The sequence below is a fragment of the Paenibacillus sp. USHLN196 genome, from assembly GCF_037144955.1.
Classification (GTDB): domain Bacteria; phylum Bacillota; class Bacilli; order Paenibacillales; family Paenibacillaceae; genus Paenibacillus; species Paenibacillus xylanexedens_C.
The window spans coordinates 14,643-39,326 of the sequence record NZ_JBBCYH010000029.1 but is presented as its reverse complement, the minus strand read 5'-3'; the positions used below and the strand labels follow the sequence as shown (position 1 = coordinate 39,326).

The window sequence follows — 24,684 nt, the reverse complement described above, 5'->3', positions numbered from 1 at the left end:
TTCAGCCCCTTACCTCTTCCGGTAGGGATTTCACGCTGATTTGCCGGAATACATTCACGCCAGCTTCGGTTTCCGCAGGCCTGGCTTTGTTTGCCCATTCTTTTGCCACTAGAACCTTCGCACGTTCGATAGCATTTCCCACCGTGCCGTTAGGGACAAAATACCAAACATCAGTATATTTCCCCTCCCGGATCTCTCTCGCATAAAGATCAATCTTTTTTTGCAGCCTGGATACAGCTTTCGTATTCAGTTCGGCTTCAACAGCTATCGTATGATTCGTCAGCAGAATGACAAAATCGGGCAACGTTTCGCGGATCTCATTCCACTTTTTGAGCATATCCGCCTTACCTCGATCTTCCAGCAATTCAAAGCGATATTCCCGTTCCGTTTTGTAGTCAAATGTTTGGTTCTTCAGCTGCGCCTTCAAATGCAGAATCAAATCATTGATAATTAAATCATGCTGTGCGGTATACATACTTGTATCATTCGCAACAGTAACCGGATAGTCTAAAAAATCCCTGGCATCGCGCTTTGGAAAATAAACGTTCAATGTGAGCGCAAGTTTCTTCTTCCAGATCATTCCTGCATTCTCCAACTTTCGTAATCTACGATAAACATTATGAATACCATCTTCATTAATGTGGGTCTGGATTTGCTTTGATGTAACGATTCCATGTTTCAGAATAAAGCGTAGAATCTCCAAGTCCTTCGCTTTAAAATCCGTGTATTTGCTAATCAAAAAAGCGCCCCCCGTTCGTTGACTAAATCACTCTCCTTCTAACTATACCAAATTTCAGATATCATTCGTAAACGTTTCTGAACAGTAACTAGCAATGTAACTAAGATCGCAAATTGTACTTCATTATTACAAAGTGTTAGTCGCAGTATATCAATAAAAAAAAGTCGTAGATACGTCTTCCTAAATCAGCATACTTACCGACCACCTTCTAATCAAAAGCACATTGCCTGTCACTCAACAAAACCACAACACATACTTCAACACTTCCGCAGATATACCACATAAAAAAGTGTAACTAAAAACGTAACTAAGACTATAACTTATCCACAAGTATCAATGCCTCTTCGCAACCAATAGAGACATATCCACAAGCAGCAAATCAACATCAATGCTCAGCGACGACCTGTCGCAATCTCTAACCAATTCTCTACCTGCACGCACTCAATGCACTAGCTAGCACCCACCACAAACATATCCAATACCAGCACCAAAGTATCTCCACGATCCGCACTAAAGTAACTCAAACCACACAGTCACATCAATACTCCGATCTAAATTAACTCCTACCTCCACACTAACTCATAACCTCACCTGTAACTCTTTCTCTTTCATCTCTTGAACTTAATCTTTTAACTCTTTCCCCCTTCCTCCACACCTCATCCACCTCTTTAAATCTTTAAATCTAAAATAATTAAAATCACACCACACACCACACTAACTTAGAATCCACCCACCCCCCGTTATTCCTGACCCCAACTACGGACGTTGTGTAGGTGGGGTCAGGAATTGCTCTCGGGGGGTGGGTGGATTCCCGCTCCCCAGTAGCAAAAAGGCTTGGCGCCATTTTTAAATATCAACTAAAATAGTAAGAGGTGGACAGCCTAGTTAACGTCTTGGTTAATACCCCTTGTAACGCTCTAGTTACGTTTTTAGTATAGCAAAGTACGACAGCAAACTACCAGACAAATGTATAAAATCCCCAAAAAATGAACAGAAACTCCCAGATTTACATGCCCCAAACAGTACCCATATGGAACATACGAACTAGATAGAAACAGAAAATAGCCCTGGAGAAACAGTTCCAAGAAGTCCCAGAAAGGGGGTACAGCCGATTAAGGTGGATCAGTCCCAGGAATCCAAAAGTGCATGTAAGTGAAACTACCTACAAGAAAACCAGCCCCACCCACCTCCGTATCTAAGATAAGTGTATTGGAGCTTGGTACATTAAAATTTTGAGTCTTCGACTCTCTGGATACAATGGGGGATCTGAGGTCCATTTCTGCCAGTTCCACATCTGCACAGACTAGTTGAATAATCGTCTGAGCTGCCCGTCCTTTACCGGTAACCTCTACGGTAATACGTCCCGAGTCAATTAACATGCGAATTACATACTGAAAAGATGATAAAGACATGCCCCAATGAGCGGCCAGTTTTCGTTGTGAATCTGCTATTACATTCCCAGGCAAAGCCTTCAGGGATTCAATTACATCATTTGCCCATTCGTCAAAATGGCTGTTTTTACGTTCTTCTCTCGGCTTCGCTGGCTCCCAGATCGGGCCATATTGAAATGCGATTCCAGAGAGTTCCGTTACGAAGGATGCTTTCGGGCCTTTTTTCGCCCCTTCACGGAATGCACTTTTTACTTTTTTTTCAATTTCTCGACCCGGCAAAGGTCTATCCAGCATCTCATTCCATGCGTGCAATTTAGATGCTGCTTCTTCATCCGAATATCCTTCTACCTTAAATGCCAGTGCCAAAGTATACGCTGCCTGATCTCTGGCACCAACTTGTACACCACGTAGAAGAGCCTGGAAAGCCGGATGCTGCAATATCCCTCTACCACTTAAATCAGCACGTCCAGCAGCCCTAGAATGGCTTGTACGGCTTTCAACACGGTTAATCCAATACCAGTCATTTAATTCATCAAACGACACCGTAGCATCTGTTTGAAAGATAGTGTTTTTGTCATTAGGAATCCGGAAAAAGCGCTCAGCGCCGATGGCCTGAAGATCAGCACCAATAGCTTCAGCGATTGTCCGCTGAAGCAGCTGGTACCGGCGCACAGCATTAGAATACGCCTTGCGAGGCTGATCTAAGATAAAGTGAACATGAAATCCACCTGAAGGTGTCCGGACAATAAGGGAGGGTTGGGGTAGACCGGCTGCGCTGATCCGATCCAAAAGATCAGGCAAAATAAGCCCTTCATTTTGGCCATTTTTTGTATCAACGTCCAATACAACAGCATTTAGCCAGCGAAGGGTATCCTGGGCGCGCCGATCGTTTCGAAAAAATGTATTCGGGGTGTAGTATGTATTACTTTCTGCTTGCCAGGCTAACGTATCATATGACCGGCATGCTTTATATGTATGGCAATCCTGGCTGGTATAAATCCAACCGAAGTCGTATCCACGGCCAGCACCTGATTGTTTGTGCTTGCTTGGAACCTCTTGAATTTGCGATCTAAAAAAACGACGTAATATATGGCCTTGCGGCACCTTTGACTGGACAGCAATAGACATAAAAAAACTCCCATTTCCGCACCACTTGCCTTCAAAAAAGGCAATAGGAAAATAAGAGTTTGTACTTTACTTTTTTTTCGCAAATGGGGTATAATAGACCTAACAAAAAGGTTAAGTTATTATTGAACCTCAAATAGAGCTTTTAAAAGTAAAGCACAACTCTGGGTTTTATAGAGAAGATTAGTTTGGCGACCGAGCTTCTCTATAAAAAGTGGTGGTGCTTTATTTTTTTTGTGTTTTGTTGTTCTTTTATATTAAAAACGTTCTTATATGCTCGAAAATTATCAACCTGTGGATATGTGTATATATCAGATTTTGCCACTATTCTTCTATTTTTGCAAGTAGTTTTGATTCTCCTAAATGAGCCGAAGACGTATTCCGCTGGAAATACGTCTTTTTTTCCGCCAAAAAATACCGGTATATTAACGGTATTAAAGGGAAATGAATCTACTAATTTACCAGTAAAATACCGGTATTTTTTGACTACATTCTATTGACATACCGGTATATTACCGGGTATTATAATAGATAGAACGGTATTTCACCGTAAATATACCGGTATTAAAGAGAGGATGAAAAAAATGACTATTTTCTCATTGGATCTAGGAAATAAGCAAGTGAAACTAATATCTGAAAAGACTTTAGAACAGCAACGCAACGCATCTACCAAAAAAAAGGATGAACCCAAAACTCTAGTAGAGCGTTTGGGAGCTAAAATACTTCCTTCTCACTATCTGGACTATGACGACTTAGGCGATCAGCGAACAGCACTGAACACAAAAGATCAGTTACATATTAAAAAATACGTTTCTAGCAAAGATCCTGATTTTGCTTATGCCTGGGGAACTGATCTACATTTAGTTCACGCAGAAGAAAAATTCATTAGCACAATCGGCTTTGAAGACCGTTATTCTCGCCGCGAGTTTAAGGTACTGGCCGACATGTCCATAGGCGAATTGGCAATGGACTTTGAGGAAGCCAAAACAGGAATACTAGAGGTTACAGTGACCACCGGCGTACCGACAGATGATTTCACCGAATCTGCTGTCAAGGCCATTACCCAAACGCTGCTAGGCGATCACAATATCAAGGTTGAAGATTTCAGCTTAAATGTCCGGGTTAAAGAAGTTATTGTAAACCCTCAGCCAGTGGGAACAGCCTATAATGAGGTCTTAGACATTGAAGGATTTATTATTGAAGAAAAGGCAAGCCTATTAGAAGAACAAGTCGTAGTCGTGGACATTGGCGGCGGCACGATGCTTATTGATACATTGAAAAACATGAATTTAAGCAGCCCTCGCACCCAAAAACCAAGCGGTGCCTATGAACTCTATGATCGTATCGTAAACCTGGTTACCGATTCCGGAATTAAAGGACTGACCTCCTATGAAGTCGAAAGAATCCTCCGAGAATCCGATCCAAAGGAAGGATACTTCTTCAAACCTAATAAAAATGAGTCCTTCCCGATTACAAACTTTGTAAATAAGGCCATAACCAAATACACCAGGGATGTGCTGAATATAATCAGCACCACTTTAAAAGCAACGTTAAGAAACGATACGATGCTCTTAACTGGTGGAACATCAAACGTAGTTAGACAAGATGAAGTTAAAAGCCAATACCAATATGCCCACTTTGTTAAAGATGCAGAGATTGCTAATGCCTTGGGTTTCTATAAATACGCAAAAGCTACGGTAGCTGCTAGATCGGAGTGATAAACGTTGAGTAAAGTTCGTGTCGAAGTCACTTTTAACGAAGAAAAGCATGCAGAGATTCTGGAAGCCATGAAGCAGTATGGTAGCCAAGCCGGATTTCTTAAATTCGCTGCTGTATACTTCATAAATGCTACAAAAAACGAAGGTACGCCAGTTGCTCCAAGCCCTAAACAACAAATGCAGCAGCGTATCGAGGAACCGCCAAAAACAACAGAACAACGCCGCCGACTCCCTTCAGGGATCGGCGGGCAAGCGTTCACTTCACGCATGGAGGATGAATAAACTCAAACAAAAAACCATCTAACCAGGCATTTGCCTGAAAGATGGTTTTTTGTGCTGAAGACCTATTAATTATTCTTTACCCCTTTTAGGTAACTTAAATTCAGTTATATATTATCGTTTGGATTTTCATAACTTCTACATGTTGGCCATCTTTTTAACGTTCGGCTTTATAGCCAAATAAAGACTGCTGAAGGAGCTGATCCCGGATCTATTTTGAAACAAATCACGAACAATCATTTTGGAGAAAACGTCATCGGTTTCTCATTACTTTGCTGGACTTGTTCAATGATGCCATTGAGCATATTATCAGTTATTTTTGCCGGATAGTGACCGGCTCTATCACGTAGAATGTTTTCAATAATCCACGCTTTCCGAGTCCAATAGCGATAATTCCGCGCACCTTCATCTTGTCCAGACTTAAAAGAAGATTCGCCTGGTTGTAAGGCTGCTCCTTTATTAACTACTCTCAGCAGATTGTATGTGCGCTTGCGTTCATTTCGAACCAGCCTTAAAAGTACAGTCAAATAGTAACTGTCTTTCTCCATAAGCTCTTGTGTTGATCGTTCAGCGCCTGAAAGCAAAACCATCTCATCAGCTCGTACCGGTCTTCTCATTCCGTTATTTTGTATATCGTCCTGGTAGACTTCCATATCACAAAACGAGCAATACATCCCGTTTCCGACTGGTTCAACTTCCGATCCACAATACGCACATGTCTGCATGATCTGGACTCCTTCCTCACATTTTAATTTAAAATTTATTTACATGACTGCATCCCGTTTTTGAGCTTGATCTGTTAAAATAAAGGGGCGAGTGAACCCGGCAAAAGTTTCTCGCCCAGAGTCGATTGGTCATACAATCGGCTTTTTTATTTGCTCTCCTGCTCTATTATACTGATTAATTAATTCATCCAACACCATAGACTGCTTGATTACAGCAGGATGCTGAAAATCCCCGTATTTTTCTGTCAGGACGTAAAGGCGATTCCTGGCACGTTCAATACGTAATTGCATGAGCATGCTTCTTGTCATAGTACACATCTCCTTTGTGATATTTTAGGGTTTGCTGTCAGATAATAGCATAATCTTTTAACGGCACAAAAAACGATAAAATGAACAGTTGACATTGGCATATGCAGTCGCAGTATGGTATACTTTTACATGTAAGGGTTGAGAAAGCATCTACCTCTTACCCAACCTTTAGCAGAGGTTGAAACCATTTATAAGTTAGGGGCTATAACCGTTGCGAGCGGTTATAGCCTTTTTTATTGCTTGTCCACTTACATATCGTTTAAGTGTTCTTCGTAACATTCCGCACAAGGTGCCCCTACCTTCGTTGTTTTCCCCTGCTTAGTCAGTGCCAGCGCCTTCTGGTAGGCTGCATCTTCACTATCAAAATCCAAGATTTTAGTATCACATCCCCCAAGCTGGCACATTTCTTGTGGTAACAGCCATTTATCAAGTTCCTCGTCATAGTAATAGTGAAAATTTAGCTCTTGAGATTCCATTGCACTTCATCCTTTCTCTTATTGAATTGGTTTGGGTGTCAAAAAAGATTTTTTTGGACGTTGCCTGCCGCGTGGCTGGCATCCCCAAAGGGGAATTTTTTTCCCTTTTGACGCATGCTTGGGAACCCGGGCAATGGCAGACGGTCAAGGGATCAGCACACAAAAGTTTTTCTTCCGCTTTTTCCTTTCCAATGGGAAGAAAAAGTTTTGTTGCCCCTTGAACGACTGGCCGCCTACTTAGTGTCCGGGAGGTGGAGGGGCGAAGCCGGAGGCTCGGCCTGCCGGACACTTAGTAGGCTTGCACGGGTTACCATGCGGAAGGCAAAAGGGAAAAAAATGCTTCCAATCTAAAAGAACCGGCATAAGCCGGTTCTCTCCTTCCTTCGCTGGAATCAGCTCACGGATAGCACGATGATGAAGCGCAGCGGAATCATGGTGCTGCTTTTATGCATGGCTGCTTGATGGGAGCGCAGCAAAGCGGAGCGGACATGATGCCGCCATGCCCTCCCTGACCCGCCCCAGAACGCCCTTGACCTTGGCTCCGTGCGGGGTGTAAAGCGCGGCACAGGAACCTAGAGCGCGTTAGCCGGGGCGCTCTACCCCCGGTTTAGGCGCTCTGGTTATCGGGCCAAGTAACCCCGCAGCGGCGCGTAACGGCTCTTAGGGGGCCGCTCTTGCCGCCTTAGAGCCGGTAGCATCAGCCCTAATGCCTTAATCTCTTATATCATCCTGGGTCTTCTTCCCTCGTTTGACCGCCGCACGAAAAATGGAAACTGAATAATATTCTTATTTTATATTGCGTAACGTTACGCTATATGATATTCTATGTTTACAAGATCTTCTCTTCACTGATTGCAGGGGGCATTCAGAAGAAGAGAACCCCCCATCTTGATAAATCATAATCATGAAGGAGCGATTTATTATGGCAATGGGAGATCCACTTCCGAATTCACCTGGTCTTACAGAATTTGATAACCTTGATACAACTGACTTGCTGGCACGACTCATTTATGCTGAGGCATCTACACAGTCCAAAACCGGTAAAGCTGGTGTTGCTTGGGTAGTCAGTAACCGTGTTGACAAAAACTTGAGCGAATTTGGCGGAAACACATATAAAGGTGTTATCCTCAAAACAAATGCTTTTGAAGGTATGACGAGCATTAATGCCCGTCAGCCAAACACTTCAAGCACCGCTTGGAGTGATTCAGTTGAACAAGCTCTTGCCTCTTCACGTCTCTCTAACCCTATCGGAAAATGCTTGTGGTTTGTCACCAATACTTACTTTGCTTCTAAAGTCATCAAGTCAGGCACTACAGAGTATTGGAACTTTGGAGCCGGTAACAAAAAAATTGTTGAAAAGAAAGTATTGGGAGACCATACGTTCTACCGAGTAGACGGATATTAATAATCCATGTACAACAAAAGAAGGAAGCTCATAATGAGCTTCCTTCTTTTGTAATCTCTATTTTAGACGGTTCTAATTTTCCATTAACAAATGCATATCTAACGATCGCATCCCCTAAATAATTACCTGTTGAAATCTGAATTGGCAACTCTGCAATAAGCTGATTATCCTTTATTCCAAATCTCACTATATTCTGAACCGTTGGTTGTTCAAACCAATCGCTTGAATCGCTTTCACTGAATTCAAATGAATACTCTTTACCATCAACCGAAACCGTATATTGGCGAGTTTCCTTTTCCTTTTTTAGATCAACTTTAATATTGTTCAGAACAAATTCTTTCGGATCCGAAACTGATATTTCTGTAAAGTCTGATTTAAGCACGTGTACTTCCGAATCATGTATTCCAGTTCCTGTCGCTTTGGTCAGAACAATAACAATTTCATGTTCTCCATCTGCATCTAAATCAATGACCGAAATTTGAGGATAAAAGGAGGGGTTGGATACATTTTTCCAATTGAATGTTTTCGATTCTCCATTTATTACTACATCAAGGGACGAAAACAAATCTTCTTGTGCTTTCTCTTGAACTCCGTAAACAGCAATTTTCTTATCTGATGTTTCGGATAGCAGTATATTGGGAATTGATGTAGCTGGTGTTGATGCACTTTCTGTGGACGCATTCTCATCAATTTTTGCCGGACTTGAAGACTGATTATTTGCACCACATCCGGACAACAAAATAGCTCCTACCATTGTGACAATAATGATTTTTTTCAAACGAATATCCTCCACTTGTAAGTTTTTTTTAGTATACACATTCTTAACACCCAATAAGTTTAAAAAATGTATTTTATTATTAAAATAAAGTAACATTTCAATTCACGATCATTACCATTATTTCATTTTATAAAACGTAGCGTATTGTTACGCAATATGATGTGATATAAAAAAACACCTTTTTCAAAAAAAGGAATTTTTAGAAAATGAATTTATTAATCTTTCTCTATTTATTCATTATAAAACAATATTTGATAAAAATAACAACAAAACGTCAATATTGTAACCTGAAAAACCGAAACAAATGACTTTGTTTAGACGTAAAAAATATACTCATGTGGAAATTACACCCTTAACATGCGAACGTACGTTTGGTATAATAGTAGAACCTATTACAGAAACGGTTATTCAACTAAAAGGGGGTTCCTCGTCTTATGTTAGTATATGAAAACCAGGTTCTTGCAAACTGTCTCACTTTGTTTCCAGTAGAAGTAAAGCAACATATTATGGGGATCGTGGATGCAAGTTTGACATCTCAATTCCATTGTCATATAACAACAGAAATACCTAATGTTCATGTTTATCTAATCGAACACAACTTATTGGAAACGTATACTATTTGTCACGTTTTTTCATATGACCAAATTGGAGAAGACTATTCCTACCTAAGTCTTTCCTCAAATCAAATTAAAATGATGAATCAATTTGTCTTACAGGCTAATATCACTTAGCCTTTTTTTCCCTTATTACACGTTCATATTCTTCTTCAATTGTTTTAGATAACAGTTCCGTTGCTGTCATATTTAGTTTTTTTGCTGCCGTAGCTAGCTGTTTTTTAATGTACACAGGTACGTCATAATGAAACTTAACTTTATTTCCGTATGCCATTATTTATTCCTCCTGTCCCATGACTTCTTGGTATTTATTTTCGATAATACGGATCAATAATTGAGTAGCTGATGTTTCTTGTAATGCAGCTGCTTCAATTAATTTCTCCTTAATTTCAGGCTGGAACTCATAGGGTAATTTTAACTTTGGTTCTACCATACGACCATCTAATGACTTTTCAGCATCTAAGGACAGTCTTACTAAAGTATCTAAAGACGAATCATTAGATGCTTCTCTTCCATATTTAGGCAATACACGTATTAAATACTGCTTTAATGCCTTCTGATTTTCCTCCGGTATTTCTATACCCAAATTCTCACCATTGATCTTTATATCACAGTCCACAGCAAACCCAAATAAATTGATACTATATTTCATATTCACCCTCCTTTTCAACTATGGATATTATATAGCGATTCGTAACGTACCACAATATTTTTACTCCTTTTTTTGTAACTCATTTCCATTAAAATTCGAACCAATACCTAACAACTCCGAAAAAATTGCATTTCCTTTAGTCTTATAGTTAGCTATTAAACTATATGTAGCAAGAACTACCAGATGCGATTGAGATAATCCGGTATTATTAGCGATGTTCAGTAACTCTTCTCTAGCTTTTTCCGGAAGATAAACTGTGAGCCTAGAAGGCTTTTCTTTTGATTCCATGAGTACCCCCCTATCATTCATCACTTTATTATAACATATAATATATGTTATTGTAACGTATATTTCGAAAATCTGTTATATAGCGTAACGTAACGTTATATAGTATAATTAAACTAAAGAAGGGAGGTTTTTACTTATGGATCTACAGGCTGTAATTCAGCTAATCGGAAACGTTGGATTCCCCATTGCTCGGGGAGCTTTTACCCCGGGTTAGGCGCTCTGGTTATCGGGCCAAGTAACCCCGCAGCGGTGCGTACCGGCTCTTAGGTGGCCGCTCCTGCCGCCTTAGAGCCGGTAGCATCAGCCCTAACGACTTAATCTCCTGTCCTGGTCTTCTTCCTTCGTTTGACCGCCGCAGCTGCAACACGTTCGATCATCCTGCAGACGGATCGGCCCCTCCCGATCTAAAAGAGCGAGCCTGAACAATCTAAAGACGATGATTCCACAATAACCCCTATATGTGGCATTGCTCAAAATGAGCAATGCCACATATAGGGGTTGATCATTTTGAGCAAGGGGTTGGGATAACGTCAGTTTGTTCCAGGCTTGGTTTAAACCAAGCCCAGGTTACAACCAGGGAAACGAAAAAAGGTGCTCCCGAGAATCTGGAACACCCTTCGTACTTTTCGCTTTAAGTTCCCCACCCATGCCCCATTGTAGCTAATGTTATTGGCGTAGAAACGACAATCGCAACACTACAGAGTGTCAAGAAGAACAACACTTTTTTTCGCATTGAGTCGCTGCACCTCACTTGATAGTTTTTTATATTTCTCTTTTGCTCCGAGATCCGCACAATCCCTGTACTGCTCAAAAAGGGTCATACAAGTAATGATATTCTTACCACTATTAATTGTAATCGATAAATTCAAACCTTCTAGTACAAGTTTTATCGCAGTGATAGTATCCTTGCTTTGATTGAAACGATACACCGCAAGGTCGCTAAGAAACTGGGCATAACTCTCTTTTAAAATAGCCGGCTTATATTCGCCGAACTCCGTTTTGTCCGATTGATAAGGTATATATGCTGCAAAACGCTCCAGGATGCTATCGACATTGAACCCATATAGATTAGCTGCTTGGACAATATGCCGCACAGCAATAAATATTTCATCTTCTTGAGACGCTATGTAATCGGCATACTCATTCAGTACCTCCACTTCTCCGGACATTAAACGATACAGATAAGTGTTGGCAACGCCCCACTCAGCAAATTGCCCTAGAATTTGGCTGGCTTCCTCGTCTTTCTCCTGCACCCAACTTTCACCATTGGCATACAAATCCACAAATGTTAATGCTCTGTTGTAGTCGCCGCATTCTTCACTAGCTGTAGCTCGGGCCAGATAAGCATACAAAATATAATAGTACAAAGGTCGCTCCGTGAGCTTCTGCCCTTCTTCTATTCGTTCAGATCGACATTGCAAATCATATTGTATCGCTGCGATCCGGTGCATTTCCTTGGCTAAAGCATCCACTTTCGGCCACTTGTGAACCATACCGAAAACGTGCATCAGTTGCTTTAAGGCTTCAAGCTGATCAGCTTCATCGAGACGATTAACGTACAGCTCAAATTGAGTTGCCGCACGCAAATTTTCTTCCAGATCATCTCCCAACTCAATCAGAAACAAACGGTACTGACACAACGCCAACCGTTCAGAATGCTGATACTTTTCGGCTTCGCTCACACCTTTATACAATATCCCAGCTGCAAGGCGTCTGTTGTTCGAAAACAATTCTTCAGCTATATCAAAAAGCACAGATACATAAGATAGATCCTCCAGCAGACGATTCACGATCTGTTCAACATATTCTAATCGATCTAATTCAGCACAACGAAAAATAAACGGCCGTATACGTCGTATGGAGATCAAAAAGGAAAAGCATTCCTCTATGTAATCCTCAAAAAAGTAGTCTTCAGGTAACCCCATTCCTGCGGTGATGGCAATGAGCTGTCTCATAGAAATGGGCTTATTACCCTGTAAGATCCGGCTAAGTGTACCGGAATTGATACCCGATATATCGGCAAATTGCGAATGAATAATATTATTACTCTGCATATGCTGCATCAATTTTTCTCGAATAGAATTTACAGATCCCAATCAAAGACACCCCCTGCTACAAAAACCAAAATTTAGGATTAAAAGCCTATATATAGTTGATACTAATTATGAATCAAACGACGGTCAATAACGTGTATGCGTCTTTAACGACTTAAAATAGAAAAAAGCCCCTACAAACAATAGTAAGAGCTTTCCCAATTCACCCGGCAAAGGTTTCAAAAGCTGAAAATCATCAGCTTTTCCTAATTATATCCAGAACAATATGCAACACGCAATATATTTCGTGAAATATAAATCGTGATGAAAATTTCATATCTGCTCTATCATTTACATTAAAAAGAGGAGCTTTGGGCATTAATGAAGTTAAAGGAAGCTCGGATAGCAGCAGGATTTACTCAAGAATCAATAGTCCTAGAAATAAACAATTACATGAAATGTTCACTGCGAAATTATCAAAACATAGAGTATGGCGTCGTTATTCCAGGTATCACATTGGCCCTGCTAATTAGTCACTTGTATGGCGTTGATCCCCGCGAAATGGACGAATGGAAATTCCCTAGAGACCATACCGATCTGTAGAAATAAGGATATGGTTGTGCTATACTTGGCACAACGGCAATTGAATTTCCCTCGTCATATATCAATGGACATTGGGTATAATAAAAATAGCCGTGATGTTGACCGCATCACGACTATCCAGACAAATTTCCAGTGGGCGACCACGGCGAGATTTCATTACAAATGATCGAAAAACCACCGGATCAAGGGCCCAACCTATCGCCGGTGGTTTTTCTTGTCTTTACGTGACTTCTTCTGTTTCCGGCTGCCAAACAAAGTCTTTAGGCCAGCAAATATGCCGACCAATTTTAGCAGCAAATCCAGAATCTTCACGATCAGATCAAGTGACACAGCGTCACCCCCTCTCGGGTAGCTTCGCCGTGACAAAAATCCCACCGGTTACTTGTCTATCATCATTATATCAGCTTTACTCTTGGGAGACAGCTTCTATCTCGACAATTAAAGTAACCTATATTACCTTTCAATTTAGGTTACTTTAATTCCAAGGAGGGAACCTTATTGAATGAGAAACCTCGGCCAGTTGGCCGCCCGCCCCAAGGAATCACAAAAAAAGTTTCGCTAACGCTGACCGAAGAAGAGTGGCACGAGATTGATCAATCAGGCAAAACTGTGGCCGCCTTTCTAAAGGATAAAATGAAAAAGAACGTTCCTGTTCCCATTCTGGTCCAAAGACCGGAATGGGAACAGGAACGTAATCCGGTTACCTATCCCCGCCGCCACGCTGAAGAACAGTGGGACATCCATTGGCGATTCTCTGATAAGCCTCTACCGCCTGACGATATCATAGAAGCGGCGAAACAATCCATGTATCAGATTCTCTTTCCTGATCAAGCCGAAAATGCAGTTGTTGAAACACGGGATCAATATGTATGCCCCTTTACTGGGAAGCGGTTCGGATCTATGGATAAACTCGTTAGCTCTGCAATCCCCACATTAGTACAGTGGGCCATAGCCAAGAAACGGCGTGACGCTGAACGCCAAGCGGCCAAAGAACGAGAAAAAGGACAGAAGTAACTTCTTCCAAAAACAAGCCTTCAATAAGCCATTGTGGGCTGTTCTGTTTTCCGAGAGGGGGTCCAGGGGGAGTTATCCCCCTGGCGAAACTCATTACCTCGCTATTGTGTCTTCAGGCAATAAATAAGCAATTTGGTTCGTACATATCCCCATGGTATTCATGGCAAGTTAGGCGCTGGACTATCGCTGCCGGTACTAGAAGCCACTGTAAAGCCTGCTGAATCCCTCGGGGGCCTTCTCCTGAATAGAACCAAGCAAAGCCAGTAAATTGAAACTGCTGCTCTTTTGTCCGAATCGTCAAGCGGTACCACCGCCCAACGGTATAATTTCCTCGTATAGATATAATTTCACTCGGGCACAATCGGCCCCGCTCTATTAATCGTTTCACCGTCTGCAATGCTTTACGGGTAGTTGGTCGCTTATAGTATCTGTAAATCATGTAAATCATCCTTTCAATATTGTTAGCAGGGGCAAAGCCCCTGCCGATTTATTCACTTCCCTGTTCCTCAAAAGTCGTTCCTAAAATGTAATCAGTGGCCTTCTGCGCTTGCCCTGCGGCCTTGACGATTAATGTCGGATCACTCTTCAATTTCCTATGCCACGAATGGATATAAGCGGCGCTGTTCTCGATAGTGCTGTTATCGATGCCGCAGCTGGCGCACAGCATGGCTGCGCTGATTTCTGCAATCAATTCCTCTTTAGAATAATTTTCATCTCCAAAGGCGGCGTATTCCTCGATGCCTGGCCGATTTAAACGGTTCCGGTGTCCGGTGCTGTGAGCCAGCTCATGAAATAAAGTCGAATAGTATTCTTCTGCCTTCGGGTAGTCTTGCAGTGGCGGGACGCTGACCTTATCCGGACCAGGCATATAACAAGCCCGCCCAGACGCGAAGCCGATAGGCGGCGCGTCCGCATATCCGTTCAAAATGGCTTCCGCTTCAGCTATGGGGTCATGCTCAAAACTGACTTCCTTCCGCTTGCTCTTAATGCCCTTACAATCCTTTATGTCAAACACCCGATAATAGCGAAGCATCGGTATTTTATCAGCTTCTCCGGTATCAGCATCTTCTTTTTCTAACCAACGCCAGAACACAACAATTTGGGATTTGGCGCCCTCTACACTGCCCCCTGCTTCAGTAATCTGCTTATAGGTGGCGTACTCTCCCGGCGTCAGCAACAAAGTATTAATCCCCCGGTATGGTCGCTGTGTCAGCCAGTTTACAGCCCCATTGACCACCCACGGCCTACGCCATGGCACGACACCCGCCGCCAACAGCTGTAAAATCCGTTCCGTCACAATCTCATATACTGTTTTTTTTGTTTTCTTAGCTGCCATTGTTGAAGTCTCCTTTCTGCGCCGGGAGAAACCCGGCGCAACGGGGTTAATTTGCTTCTTGCTGTCCGCGGATTTCGATAGATGAAATGTCCATTTCAAAAGTCGCCACGTTCTCGCTTATGACCGCATCGATTAGTTCTTGAATCTTGTTGGTTATCAGGTGACATTCAGTGACTTTTACTGTCCAAATGCAGTAATAGATTGGTTTTCTTTCGTCTACCCTCTTCAGCATCCCCGCCCACTCATGCGTTCTGGCGGGTGAAAGATTACCGACCATTTCCCTGTACTCGTCCATCGTCAAAAAATTTATCTTCACAGGTTGTCCATTCAAGACAAAGATCGCTTTTTTATAAATGCCATGACAGACAGTCAAAGCTGCTACAATCTTAGGTTTATGAGTTTTCATGATTTTCCTCCGACTCGTTTAGTAGATTGGGCAGCAGCCGGGCGGCTGCTGCCGCGTGTTCCTATTCGCGGTATTTATTAGCTGACCAGTTGAGCAGGAACGTGACGGACTGAAGGAAAATTGAAAACAAAATGAGTATCAAAAGTAACATTTCCATTAGGCTTGTCCTCCTGTAGTTTGATAGGAGGGTAAGGGGGCAACCCCTTACCCAACATTTAGCAGAAATTGAAACGTTGAAATCTAAAACTATTTAGGCTTGCGATTTTTTTTAGTCCGCAATCGTTGCGAGCGATTGGAACCCTTTCGCTTATCCCTAACTGTCAGCCATTCCAAGAATGCTTTAAGCGCACCAAGTAGCTGAATGATGACTTGCAGCCCTGCCGCTATAACGGCCAACATGAGCAGCGTTTCATTTTGCATCGTCCTCACCTCCTTTCAGGTTTGAACGCGCTAGAATCTATCTTCCACCAAGCTTTTCATCCACAAATTTTTTCAGGTCTTGATAGCAAGTTAGTTCCTTTTTGTAGCACTTCACATCTTGATTCAAGCTCTCACATATGGAAATACGAGACTCCAACCAATGGATTCGTTGGTAACATAGGGTTAGCAGCAATGACCAGCTCTCTTCTTCTGTCATAATCAATACTCTTCCGGAAGCAGTATTGTGGTTACGCTCCTATCCCACTCGGTTATGATCCAAAATCTCAACCCGCTGGACGTTAGATAAGCCGATAAAAGCCGCCCCTCGTCTTCCATTGCTTCATCGTTATATTGCTTGTCGCAGTCTGATACGCCCCCCCAATCACCGTTTACGTGGCGGGTTAGTGCTGAAATCCGTTCTTCCTCGCTCGTTACTTCCATGCATCCCGGTGTCACTACCACCGTTCCTAATGGAAACAACCCGATAAAAATTTGCTTTTGCATTGCACTTCATCCTTTCTCTTTTTGAATTGGGTTTGGGTGTCAAAAAAGATTTTTTGGACGTTGCCTGCCGCGTGGCTGGCATCCCCAAAGGGGAATTTTTTTCCCTTTTGACGCATGCTTGGGAACCCGGGCAATGGCAGACGGTCAAGGGATCAGCACACAAAAGTTTTTCTTCCGCTTTTTCTTTTCCAATGGGAAGAAAAAGTTTTGTTGCCCCTTGAACGACTGGCCGCCTACTTAGTGTCCGGGAGGTGGAGGGGCGAAGCCGGAGGCTCGGCCTGCCGGACACTTAGTAGGCTTGCACGGGTTACCATGCGGAAGGCAAAAGGGAAAAAAATGCTTCCAATCTAAAAGAACCGGCATAAGCCGGTTCTCTCCTTCCTTCGCTGATCTGCCCCACAAGCCCTTGACCTTGGCTCCGTGCGGGGTGTCAAGCGAGGGACAGGAACGTAGAGCGCCTTAGCCGGGACGCTCTACCCCGGTTTAGACGCTCTCGTTATCGGCCTGAGTAACCCCGCAGCGGTGCGTAGCGGCTCTTAGGTGGCCGCTCTTGCCGCCTTAGAGCCGGTAGCATCAGCCCGATCGTTCTTCAATCCTTCATCTATTGACTTCCTTCTTCCGGATCATCAGACAACAAAAATAAGCGTTCAAATGGAGATTACTCCACCTGAACGCTTTCGTTGATTATGAACCAAACAAGTTTTTGATGATTTCCCCGCCCCAAACGATGACCATCTGAATCATCATTTGACGCCCCTCTTTGGATTTTAGAAACCCCCAAGCACGGCGACCAACACTTTTCATGCCTGTCCACATTTTACGGACGATGACTTTCAGTCGTTCTTTCATTAGACCTCCCCCTTTCTTCTGAGCTACAACCAATATAGGTAAGGCAGCCATTTACTTATCAGTAAGAGCGTAAACGATGTGTATCACGATACTGATCATTCATCATAAGCAGTAGATTTGGATTAATAACACAGCATGCGTCTAACCTCTTTGAACAGGATGGAACCCGTTCATCGCTCCCCACTTCTATAAGTCATTCTGGTTACCCAATTTCACATAAATGATCCATTCATGATTTCGGGGTTTTGAACTTTAAGCTGAAACGTTCAATTTCGGCTTATTCAGATACATTTTCATCATAAGTTTGAATCTCCGTCTTTATAACGTGACCTTGTACCGACCCGGTCCCAAACTGACCTCTACATCCCTATTGAATATATGACGCCCTTTTAAACGAATATTGGTTGAAACCAGTTCCATGCCTGGTTAAAACCAGGCACACGAAAAAAGCGATCCCGGTAATCCAGGAACGCCCTTGCTTCAGAAGTTCATTTTCAGTTTTAACCAAGTACTTTATTTCTCTTCCGATCCGGAAGACTTCGGAACTGACTCATTTATTTTTTGAATTAACTGACTCACTCGGCCCTGGGATACACCCAGCAGCTCGGCCCATTTCTTTTGTGAAGCAGCGGGGTACTCTGCCATTATCTTAACAAGCTTCAGCGCTGTATCCTTACTGCGGGTCTGCTTCTTTTCAACAATAGGCTCTGTTGTGGCTGCTTCGATGGAAGGAACAACTTCCTTTTTGGATCCCCGTTCCTTTTCCGCACTTTTCCTGGGACCCTATTTATACAAGAACTGCAAATGAAATAATCTTTAAAGTAGGCAAGTCCCTCCGTTGAGGAACAAAACATACATTCAGCTGTTCTATATTTCCTTAAAGTCAGACGTTCATTAGAATCATCAACAAAATATTCAAGCGGATCGCGAAGCTCGATTCCCAGGGTACGCCGCAATTCAATAGGCAGTACAATACGGCCAAGCGCATCCAACTTGCGTACCATCCCCGTATTTTTAGATTTATTCATCCTCTTCCTCTCCCATTTTTTTCCTCATTGTATCATATGTACTATTAACTTTCAGATCATCACAAATGTTGATATGGAACATGCGTTCTCTTATAATGGTGTTATCAAATAGGGGCCGTACCAGCGTAGCTGACACCACCCGCAAACATGTGTAAAAATATGTAATTTAAAAGAATAACGCCCTGTGCCTTAATAGAAGACTTGAATTCTTCATACAAAGTTCTGATAACGGACAAACAAAATAACGGGGTAACACCAGAAAAGCTGCCACCACCAGAAAAGTAATTTCCATTAATTAGAAATACTGACTTGAGGAATAATGTTGTTCATAACACACTTTCTTTCAAAAAAAGAGTTAGAGGTATTTCACCTCTAACTCAATCTGAATGTTTTAGCATTATATTATTCTTTGACTCTCATAAGTCGCAAACCATTTAACGCAACCAGGAGCGTTGCTCCCATATCGGAAAGGATAGCAATCCAAAGCGTTAACCATCCCGGGATGACGAGCAGTAAAGCAATCAGTTTTATAGCCAGCGCAAAGGTAATGTTTTGCTTGATGATATTTAAAGCTTTACGGCTTAATTTGATCGCGAATGGCAGTTTTCTTAAATCGTCCCCCATTAAAGCCACATCTGCCGTTTCAAGAGCTGTATCCGTACCGGCTCCGCCCATGGCAATCCCAACGGTAGAAGCTGCGAGTGCTGGAGCATCATTGACACCATCACCAACCATGGCGACATTGCCGTAATCGGCTCTCAATTGTTTAATAAAGTCTAATTTATCCTGCGGCATCAATTCGGCCTGCACATCCGATACGCCAACATGTCCGGCAATCGCATTTGCGGTACCTTTGTTATCACCGGTGAGCATGATGGTTTTTTTGATCCCGAGGTGATGCAGCTTCTGAATAATTTCTTGACTGGATTCGCGCACTTCATCGGCTACCGCGATCACCGCAAGAATTTCTTCATCCGTTCCGACCACCATAGCCGTTTTTCCTTGATTTTGCAGTGTAGTCACCAGTTGTTCTTGTTCGTTACTAAAATCAGCTGTCGCTAATTCTTTAAAGAGTTTCGGATTACCAATGTAATAGATGGTTCCGTTTACCGTACCTTTAATCCCTTTGCCGGTGATGGAAGCAAAATCATCAACCATGACGTCAGAATAAGATATATGTTCCTGTTCCGCTTTCTTCATAATGGCCGAAGCTAGAGGATGCTGCGAACGGTACTCTAATGCAGTAATGGTGGACAGCAATTCTTGTTTGTTTGTATTCTGGTTGAATACGTTGAAATCCGTTACAACCGGGACTCCTTTGGTGAGTGTGCCGGTTTTATCAAACGCAATAGCCTTTATGGCACCCATTTCTTCGAGGTAAATACCGCCTTTGACAAGTACGCCATTTTTCGCTGCATTTCCGATTGCAGATACAATGGAAATTGGAGTGGAAATCACGAGTGCGCAAGGACAACCAACTACAAGAACGGATAATCCTTGATAGACCCAGGTAGCCCAACTTCCATCAAATAAAAGTGGCGGAAGTATCGCGACTAATGCGGCAATGACCATAATGATCGGCGTGTAGTATTTCGCAAACTTATCGACAAAGGCTTGGGATGGTGCACGTTCTCCCTGTGCTTCCTCAACCAAGTGTATGATCTTCGCGATGGTCGTATCATCGACCAGTTTGGTTACTTTGACTTCAAGGAGGCCCTCTTCATTTAAGGTCCCCGCAAAAACCTCATCATCCACCGTTTTACCAACGGGAACGGACTCACCGGTGATCGCTGCCTGATTAACGGCAGAGTTGCCGCTGACCACCATACCATCCATGGCAATCTTTTGACCGGGCTTCACAATCATGATATCCCCAATGGCGATGTCATCGACATTGACCATCATTTCTTGTCCGCTGCGCCTAACGAGTGCTTCTTTAGGTGCAATGTCCATTAAGGAACGAATCGATTGTCTAGCCCGATCCATCGAGAAGCGTTCCAACGCTTCACTGATCGCAAAGAGGATAACCACAATTGCACCTTCGGCCCATTCTCCAATGATCGCAGCTCCGATTATGGCAACTGTCATGAGTGTCTTCATGTCAAATTCAAATCGCATCAAGTTTTGAAAACCGACTTTAAAGAGCGAGAATCCCCCGATCACAATAGAAGCTGCAAATAACAGAGAAGTGATTAGGTTTTCTTCCCCATTCACATACTGAGAAATATATCCAAAAACCACCAATAAGACTGCATTCAACAATGTGCTATGTTTTTTATAAAACGGTTCTTTCGCTTCTTTGATGCCCTCCGGTTTCGTTTCCCGTGTCACTTTTTCCGGGGTCACTTTTAAATTTTCAAATGCACCAGCTTTCTCCAGTTCTTCAACAGTAGTTTCACCGAAAACGGCAATTTTTGAAGCACCAAAGTTCACTTTCGCACCTTGAACGCCTGGCAATTGCTTGACATTATTCTCAAATTTCCCGGCACAATTCGCGCATGTGAATCCTTCAACGCGGTAAACGTTTTTGTTCTCTAATGATTCAGCCACTTTATTCAACGCCAACAACCTCCTTTTGTTGCTCAATGGCGAGCCTTATCATTTGTTTAAGCTGCTCATCCCCCAATGAATAAAACACGAGCTTCCCTTCCTTCCGATAATTCGCAATGCCCATGTTCCGCAGCAGCCGCAAATGATGGGAAGCCGTCGCCATCGTGGAGCCGATAATATTGGCCACATCACAGACACATAACTCGTCTTCATCGCACAGGGCATAAGCAACCTTTAGCCGCGTATGGTCTGCAAGCACTTTAAAGATTTGCGCCATATCCTGAAAGTCATTTTTGCTTAATTTTTCCCGGACTCGATTGACCTTATCCTCGTCATAACAAAAGATCTCGCAAGAATCTTGGTTCTTCATTTTCCCATCACCTCAATCTAATGTTCATTTGATTATTATATTATGCTTGCAGCATTGGTTTGTCAAAGGCAAATTAAACTAAATATGAATGGGATGACCAAGGGCAACTTCTGCCGCTTCAGCCGACAACTCCCCAAGTGTCGGATGCGCATGAATCGTGAGGGCTAAATCTTCCATGGTCGTTCCCATTTCAATCGCCAAGGCAATTTCCGGAATCAAATCGGACGCGTTTGTGCCGACGATTTGCCCGCCAAGGATCAAACCTGTTTTCTTATCGCCTACCAGCTTAACGAACCCCTCGGACGCACTCAAAGAGAGAGCACGCGCATTTGCCGCAAACGGAAACTTACCTACCATGATGTCATATCCTTTCTCTTTGGCTTCAGGTTCGCTAAGTCCTACGGAAGCAATTTCCGGATCGGAAAACACGACCGCAGGAATCCCTTTATAGTCGAAAGCACTTGGCTGGCCAGCTATGGCTTCAGCAACCACTTTTCCTTCGTATGAAGCTTTATGCGCCAGTGCAGGACCAGAGATAATATCGCCAATCGCATAAATATGAGGAATAGACGTTCGCCCTTGTTGATCGACTTCGACCAGTCCCCGGTCTCCAATTTTTACCCCAATCCGGTCAAGACCAAGTTCGCCATCCGTATTGGGTCGGCGTCCTACTGTCACAAGAACATAATCGGCCATCACTTGTTGTTCGGTCTGATCTACCGTAAAGGTAACCGTGATTTCATCAGCCGACTGTTGGGCGGATTGAGCCATGGCGTTCGTATATACCGTAACGCCAAGGGAATCCAGATTTTTTTTGACAATCCGGGTAATTTCACTCTCGAATCCAGGCAGAATCGAAGGTGAACCTTCCAAAATGGTTACGTTCGTGCCGAACTTCGCGTACATTTGGCCTAGCTCAATACCGATATAGCCACCGCCGATGACGACCATTCGCTCAGGGATTTCGGTAAGGGTGAGTGCTTCCGTGGAGGACAAAATTCGATTTCCATACGGAAATGCTTTTAATTCAATTGGGCGCGATCCAACCGCAACGATACAATCGTCAAATTGGTATCGAAGCGATTCTTGTTCATTATAGAGACGGGCTTCCCGATCATTAATGAACAGTGCCTCCCCTTTGAAGACCGAGATTTCATGCTTCTTGAGTAAGGATTTAATTCCCGTTTTGAGGCGATTCACCACTTTCGACTGTTTCCACTGTTGAATCTGTAAAAAATCAATCTCAACGCCGTTCGCTTTTAACCCAGATATATCGCTTTCCAGCATTTGTTCATAACGATGCGCCGCTGATATGAGCGCTTTTGACGGCACGCAGCCGCAATTAAGACATACACCGCCGAGTTCCGATTTTTCCACCAGCAACACTTTCTTGCCAAGCTGCGCCGCTCGTATAGCTGCAACATAACCCCCAGAACCACCGCCGATGACCAACAACTGAGTGTGCATGCTTGCATCACCTACTACCATTGTGTTTCCCTCCAATTCGTCATTTCGATTTTTGTGAACGTTATCCAAACAACCTTATGAGATATGAAAATGAATCACCATGCAGCATGATCGAAATACCTAATGCGATAAACACCAATGGAATAATGACTCTTCCGTACTTTTCCAGAATCTTTAGAATGGCCGGGAAGCTTGCCAGCCGATTCGCCAGGAAACACCATACCGCGACCATCAAAAGGAACACAATCGCGATGGATAAAAGTGACGCATTGCCCTGGGTCGTAAAATACGGAATGTATATGCCCAGGTTATCCCCCCCGTTGGCAAAGGTAATCGCAGCGACCTTACCGGTTAGTGGTCCAAACAAACGGTTGTTTGAAGGTTGTGACTTTAGATTGCCCAATTTCTCAAGCGCTTCCTCTGCCTCATCTTCTTCCTCCTTTTTGAAGAACATTCGGATACCGAGATAAATCGGTATCAGCCCGAGAAAACCGGCCCATTCGGGTGGCAAAAATGTAAAACCGAAGGCCCCTAATAGGCTCAATACAACGAGCAATCCGAACCCAAGATATTGCCCTAGAACAACTTGTGTGTGTCGCGCTTTCTCAATCTGTGCGAAAAAGATCATCAGCACAAAAATGTCGTCAACGTTTGTCACGATGAACGTGCCAATAGCGGAAAGAATTAATGTGAGTGACATAGCGATTTGCTCCATCCAATTGTAGATTTACATTGTTCTTATATCCAAATACTTATTTGATTAAACATACCAATTTAACAAAGGTTTATTCCGGTCAGCTTTTTGGGGCAGTAGCAGCGAAGCTAAGTTCACCGTAATGCTGTTTTATTTCTTCGCTTTGTATAAAGAAAGGGTTCCGTATACTGTCATGAACCTATCCGTCTCTTTAGATTTAGCAAACCCGGCCTTATCAATGATTTGCGGTATCAGGCCATTTACATTATCTGCTGTCGTTTTAAAACCATCGAGGATTTGGATTGAAAGGAACGCAATGCGCATGAGCCGATTTTGCGCCTTTCCCCAATCCGCTATGTGAAGTTCACCTTCTGGTTTAAGTACACGAAAAATTTCTTTTAGTGTTCGGAGTTTATTTTCTAAATTCAAATGATGAAACATTAGACTTGTGACCACACGATCAAATGAATGATCAGGGTAGGGAAGTTCAAACGACATTCCTTGATTAAATACGATGTCCATTCCCATATCCACTGCTTTTTTCTCTGCAATTCGGAGAACATTCGGATCAATATCGAGTCCGGTTACTTCTGCTTTCGGGTAAGCTTGTTTTAAAAAAAGGGTTAATGTACCGGTCCCGCATCCTAGATCAAGCACTCGCTGCCCCGAATCAACTTGAATTTGTCTAATTAATTTGTTCTTGAAGGTAGACTCCCTCATTGTCCAGCGTAATATCGGATCATAAAATGATGTAAGCCAGTGAAATCTCAGGGCTGGTATAAAATCTCTATTGTCTCGTTTACGCATCTTTCACCCTCCATCCGGCTATCTTGCCAGTAGTAAGTTCTTCGTACATTTCGAACTTTAGGAAAGCACTTCACACACTCAAACAATCAAATATTTGTTTTATT

26 protein-coding genes are annotated in these 24,684 nt (G+C 42.9%); 4 read left to right on the top strand and 22 right to left on the bottom strand.

The features are described from left to right. Position 1 precedes the first annotated feature (1 nt). A complete protein-coding gene (locus WFI24_RS33690; protein ID WP_079351231.1) occupies positions 2–739 on the bottom strand; it encodes a replication-relaxation family protein in 738 nt (245 codons plus the stop codon). A gap of 1,112 nt (positions 740–1,851) precedes the next feature. Beyond that, positions 1,852–3,258, bottom strand: a complete 1,407-nt coding sequence (locus tag WFI24_RS33685; RefSeq protein ID WP_336766145.1) for a primase C-terminal domain-containing protein — start codon at positions 3,256–3,258, stop codon at positions 1,852–1,854. Positions 3,259–3,839: 581 nt separating this feature from the next. Here WFI24_RS33685 and WFI24_RS33680 point away from each other — a divergent pair. Next, positions 3,840–4,973 (top strand): Alp7A family actin-like protein, encoded by a 1,134-nt coding sequence (locus tag WFI24_RS33680; RefSeq protein ID WP_336766143.1) that lies wholly within the window; start codon positions 3,840–3,842, stop codon positions 4,971–4,973. Between the two features lie 6 nt (positions 4,974–4,979). Then, positions 4,980–5,255 (top strand): hypothetical protein, encoded by a 276-nt coding sequence (locus WFI24_RS33675; protein ID WP_336766142.1) that lies wholly within the window; start codon positions 4,980–4,982, stop codon positions 5,253–5,255. Positions 5,256–5,488: 233 nt separating this feature from the next. Here the strand turns inward: WFI24_RS33675 and WFI24_RS33670 are convergent, their stop codons facing one another. From WFI24_RS33670 to WFI24_RS33660, 3 genes are all read right to left on the bottom strand, one after another. Next, a complete protein-coding gene (locus tag WFI24_RS33670; RefSeq protein WP_336766141.1) occupies positions 5,489–5,977 on the bottom strand; it encodes a hypothetical protein in 489 nt (162 codons plus the stop codon). Positions 5,978–6,106: 129 nt separating this feature from the next. Then, positions 6,107–6,286: an aspartyl-phosphate phosphatase Spo0E family protein gene (locus WFI24_RS33665; RefSeq protein ID WP_143805850.1), complete on the bottom strand. Its 180-nt coding sequence runs from the start codon at positions 6,284–6,286 to the stop codon at positions 6,107–6,109. Between the two features lie 248 nt (positions 6,287–6,534). Continuing rightward, positions 6,535–6,762 (bottom strand): hypothetical protein, encoded by a 228-nt coding sequence (locus WFI24_RS33660; RefSeq protein ID WP_336766138.1) that lies wholly within the window; start codon positions 6,760–6,762, stop codon positions 6,535–6,537. Between the two features lie 922 nt (positions 6,763–7,684). Between WFI24_RS33660 and WFI24_RS33655 the strand changes: the two genes are divergently transcribed. Beyond that, complete coding sequence (locus WFI24_RS33655; RefSeq protein WP_336766136.1) at positions 7,685–8,167, top strand: cell wall hydrolase; 483 nt, start codon at positions 7,685–7,687, stop codon at positions 8,165–8,167. A 28-nt stretch (positions 8,168–8,195) separates the two neighbouring features. Here the strand turns inward: WFI24_RS33655 and WFI24_RS33650 are convergent, their stop codons facing one another. From WFI24_RS33650 to WFI24_RS33625, 6 genes are all read right to left on the bottom strand, one after another. Further along, complete coding sequence (locus tag WFI24_RS33650) at positions 8,196–8,945, bottom strand: hypothetical protein (RefSeq protein WP_336766134.1); 750 nt, start codon at positions 8,943–8,945, stop codon at positions 8,196–8,198. 723 nt (positions 8,946–9,668) lie between these two features. After that, on the bottom strand, positions 9,669–9,833 hold the full coding sequence (locus tag WFI24_RS33645; RefSeq protein ID WP_336766132.1) for a hypothetical protein: 165 nt from the start codon (positions 9,831–9,833) through the stop codon (positions 9,669–9,671). A gap of 3 nt (positions 9,834–9,836) precedes the next feature. Beyond that, positions 9,837–10,211: a hypothetical protein gene (locus WFI24_RS33640; protein WP_336766130.1), complete on the bottom strand. Its 375-nt coding sequence runs from the start codon at positions 10,209–10,211 to the stop codon at positions 9,837–9,839. A 60-nt stretch (positions 10,212–10,271) separates the two neighbouring features. Further along, positions 10,272–10,499 carry a hypothetical protein gene (locus tag WFI24_RS33635; protein WP_336766128.1) on the bottom strand — a complete coding sequence of 76 codons (228 nt, stop codon included), beginning with the start codon at positions 10,497–10,499 and terminating at the stop codon, positions 10,272–10,274. Between the two features lie 695 nt (positions 10,500–11,194). Then, entirely contained in the window at positions 11,195–12,595 is a 1,401-nt protein-coding gene (locus WFI24_RS33630; protein WP_336766127.1) for a helix-turn-helix domain-containing protein, read from the bottom strand. A 735-nt stretch (positions 12,596–13,330) separates the two neighbouring features. Continuing rightward, the gene (locus WFI24_RS33625) at positions 13,331–13,465 is read right to left on the bottom strand and encodes a hypothetical protein (RefSeq protein ID WP_263364118.1); all 135 of its coding nucleotides are present in this window, start codon (positions 13,463–13,465) and stop codon (positions 13,331–13,333) included. 168 nt (positions 13,466–13,633) lie between these two features. Here WFI24_RS33625 and WFI24_RS33620 point away from each other — a divergent pair, with 168 nt between their 5' ends. Then, on the top strand, positions 13,634–14,149 hold the full coding sequence (locus WFI24_RS33620) for a hypothetical protein (protein ID WP_336766125.1): 516 nt from the start codon (positions 13,634–13,636) through the stop codon (positions 14,147–14,149). A 487-nt stretch (positions 14,150–14,636) separates the two neighbouring features. Here the strand turns inward: WFI24_RS33620 and WFI24_RS33615 are convergent, their stop codons facing one another. From WFI24_RS33615 to WFI24_RS33565, 11 genes are all read right to left on the bottom strand, one after another. Then, positions 14,637–15,485, bottom strand: coding sequence for an ArdC family protein (locus WFI24_RS33615; protein ID WP_336766123.1), 849 nt, complete (start codon positions 15,483–15,485; stop codon positions 14,637–14,639). A gap of 46 nt (positions 15,486–15,531) precedes the next feature. Next, a complete protein-coding gene (locus WFI24_RS33610; protein WP_079351247.1) occupies positions 15,532–15,891 on the bottom strand; it encodes a hypothetical protein in 360 nt (119 codons plus the stop codon). A gap of 246 nt (positions 15,892–16,137) precedes the next feature. Next, positions 16,138–16,311 carry a hypothetical protein gene (locus WFI24_RS33605; protein WP_179133060.1) on the bottom strand — a complete coding sequence of 58 codons (174 nt, stop codon included), beginning with the start codon at positions 16,309–16,311 and terminating at the stop codon, positions 16,138–16,140. 219 nt (positions 16,312–16,530) lie between these two features. Further along, the gene (locus WFI24_RS33600) at positions 16,531–16,815 is read right to left on the bottom strand and encodes a hypothetical protein (protein WP_336766121.1); all 285 of its coding nucleotides are present in this window, start codon (positions 16,813–16,815) and stop codon (positions 16,531–16,533) included. Between the two features lie 684 nt (positions 16,816–17,499). Continuing rightward, the gene (locus WFI24_RS33595) at positions 17,500–17,664 is read right to left on the bottom strand and encodes a hypothetical protein (protein WP_179133062.1); all 165 of its coding nucleotides are present in this window, start codon (positions 17,662–17,664) and stop codon (positions 17,500–17,502) included. A gap of 659 nt (positions 17,665–18,323) precedes the next feature. After that, positions 18,324–18,692 carry an AbrB/MazE/SpoVT family DNA-binding domain-containing protein gene (locus tag WFI24_RS33590; protein WP_336766120.1) on the bottom strand — a complete coding sequence of 123 codons (369 nt, stop codon included), beginning with the start codon at positions 18,690–18,692 and terminating at the stop codon, positions 18,324–18,326. A gap of 402 nt (positions 18,693–19,094) precedes the next feature. Beyond that, the gene (locus tag WFI24_RS33585) at positions 19,095–21,251 is read right to left on the bottom strand and encodes a heavy metal translocating P-type ATPase (protein WP_336766119.1); all 2,157 of its coding nucleotides are present in this window, start codon (positions 21,249–21,251) and stop codon (positions 19,095–19,097) included. After that, entirely contained in the window at positions 21,244–21,612 is a 369-nt protein-coding gene (locus tag WFI24_RS33580; protein ID WP_336766117.1) for an ArsR/SmtB family transcription factor, read from the bottom strand. Before WFI24_RS33580 ends, WFI24_RS33585 begins: the two co-directional genes overlap by 8 nt. A gap of 78 nt (positions 21,613–21,690) precedes the next feature. Beyond that, positions 21,691–23,100, bottom strand: coding sequence for a dihydrolipoyl dehydrogenase (lpdA, locus tag WFI24_RS33575; RefSeq protein ID WP_336766115.1), 1,410 nt, complete (start codon positions 23,098–23,100; stop codon positions 21,691–21,693). 40 nt (positions 23,101–23,140) lie between these two features. Then, entirely contained in the window at positions 23,141–23,779 is a 639-nt protein-coding gene (locus WFI24_RS33570) for a CadD family cadmium resistance transporter (protein ID WP_336766114.1), read from the bottom strand. Between the two features lie 144 nt (positions 23,780–23,923). After that, positions 23,924–24,580: a class I SAM-dependent methyltransferase gene (locus WFI24_RS33565; protein WP_336766112.1), complete on the bottom strand. Its 657-nt coding sequence runs from the start codon at positions 24,578–24,580 to the stop codon at positions 23,924–23,926. Between the last annotated feature and the right edge of the window lie 104 nt (positions 24,581–24,684).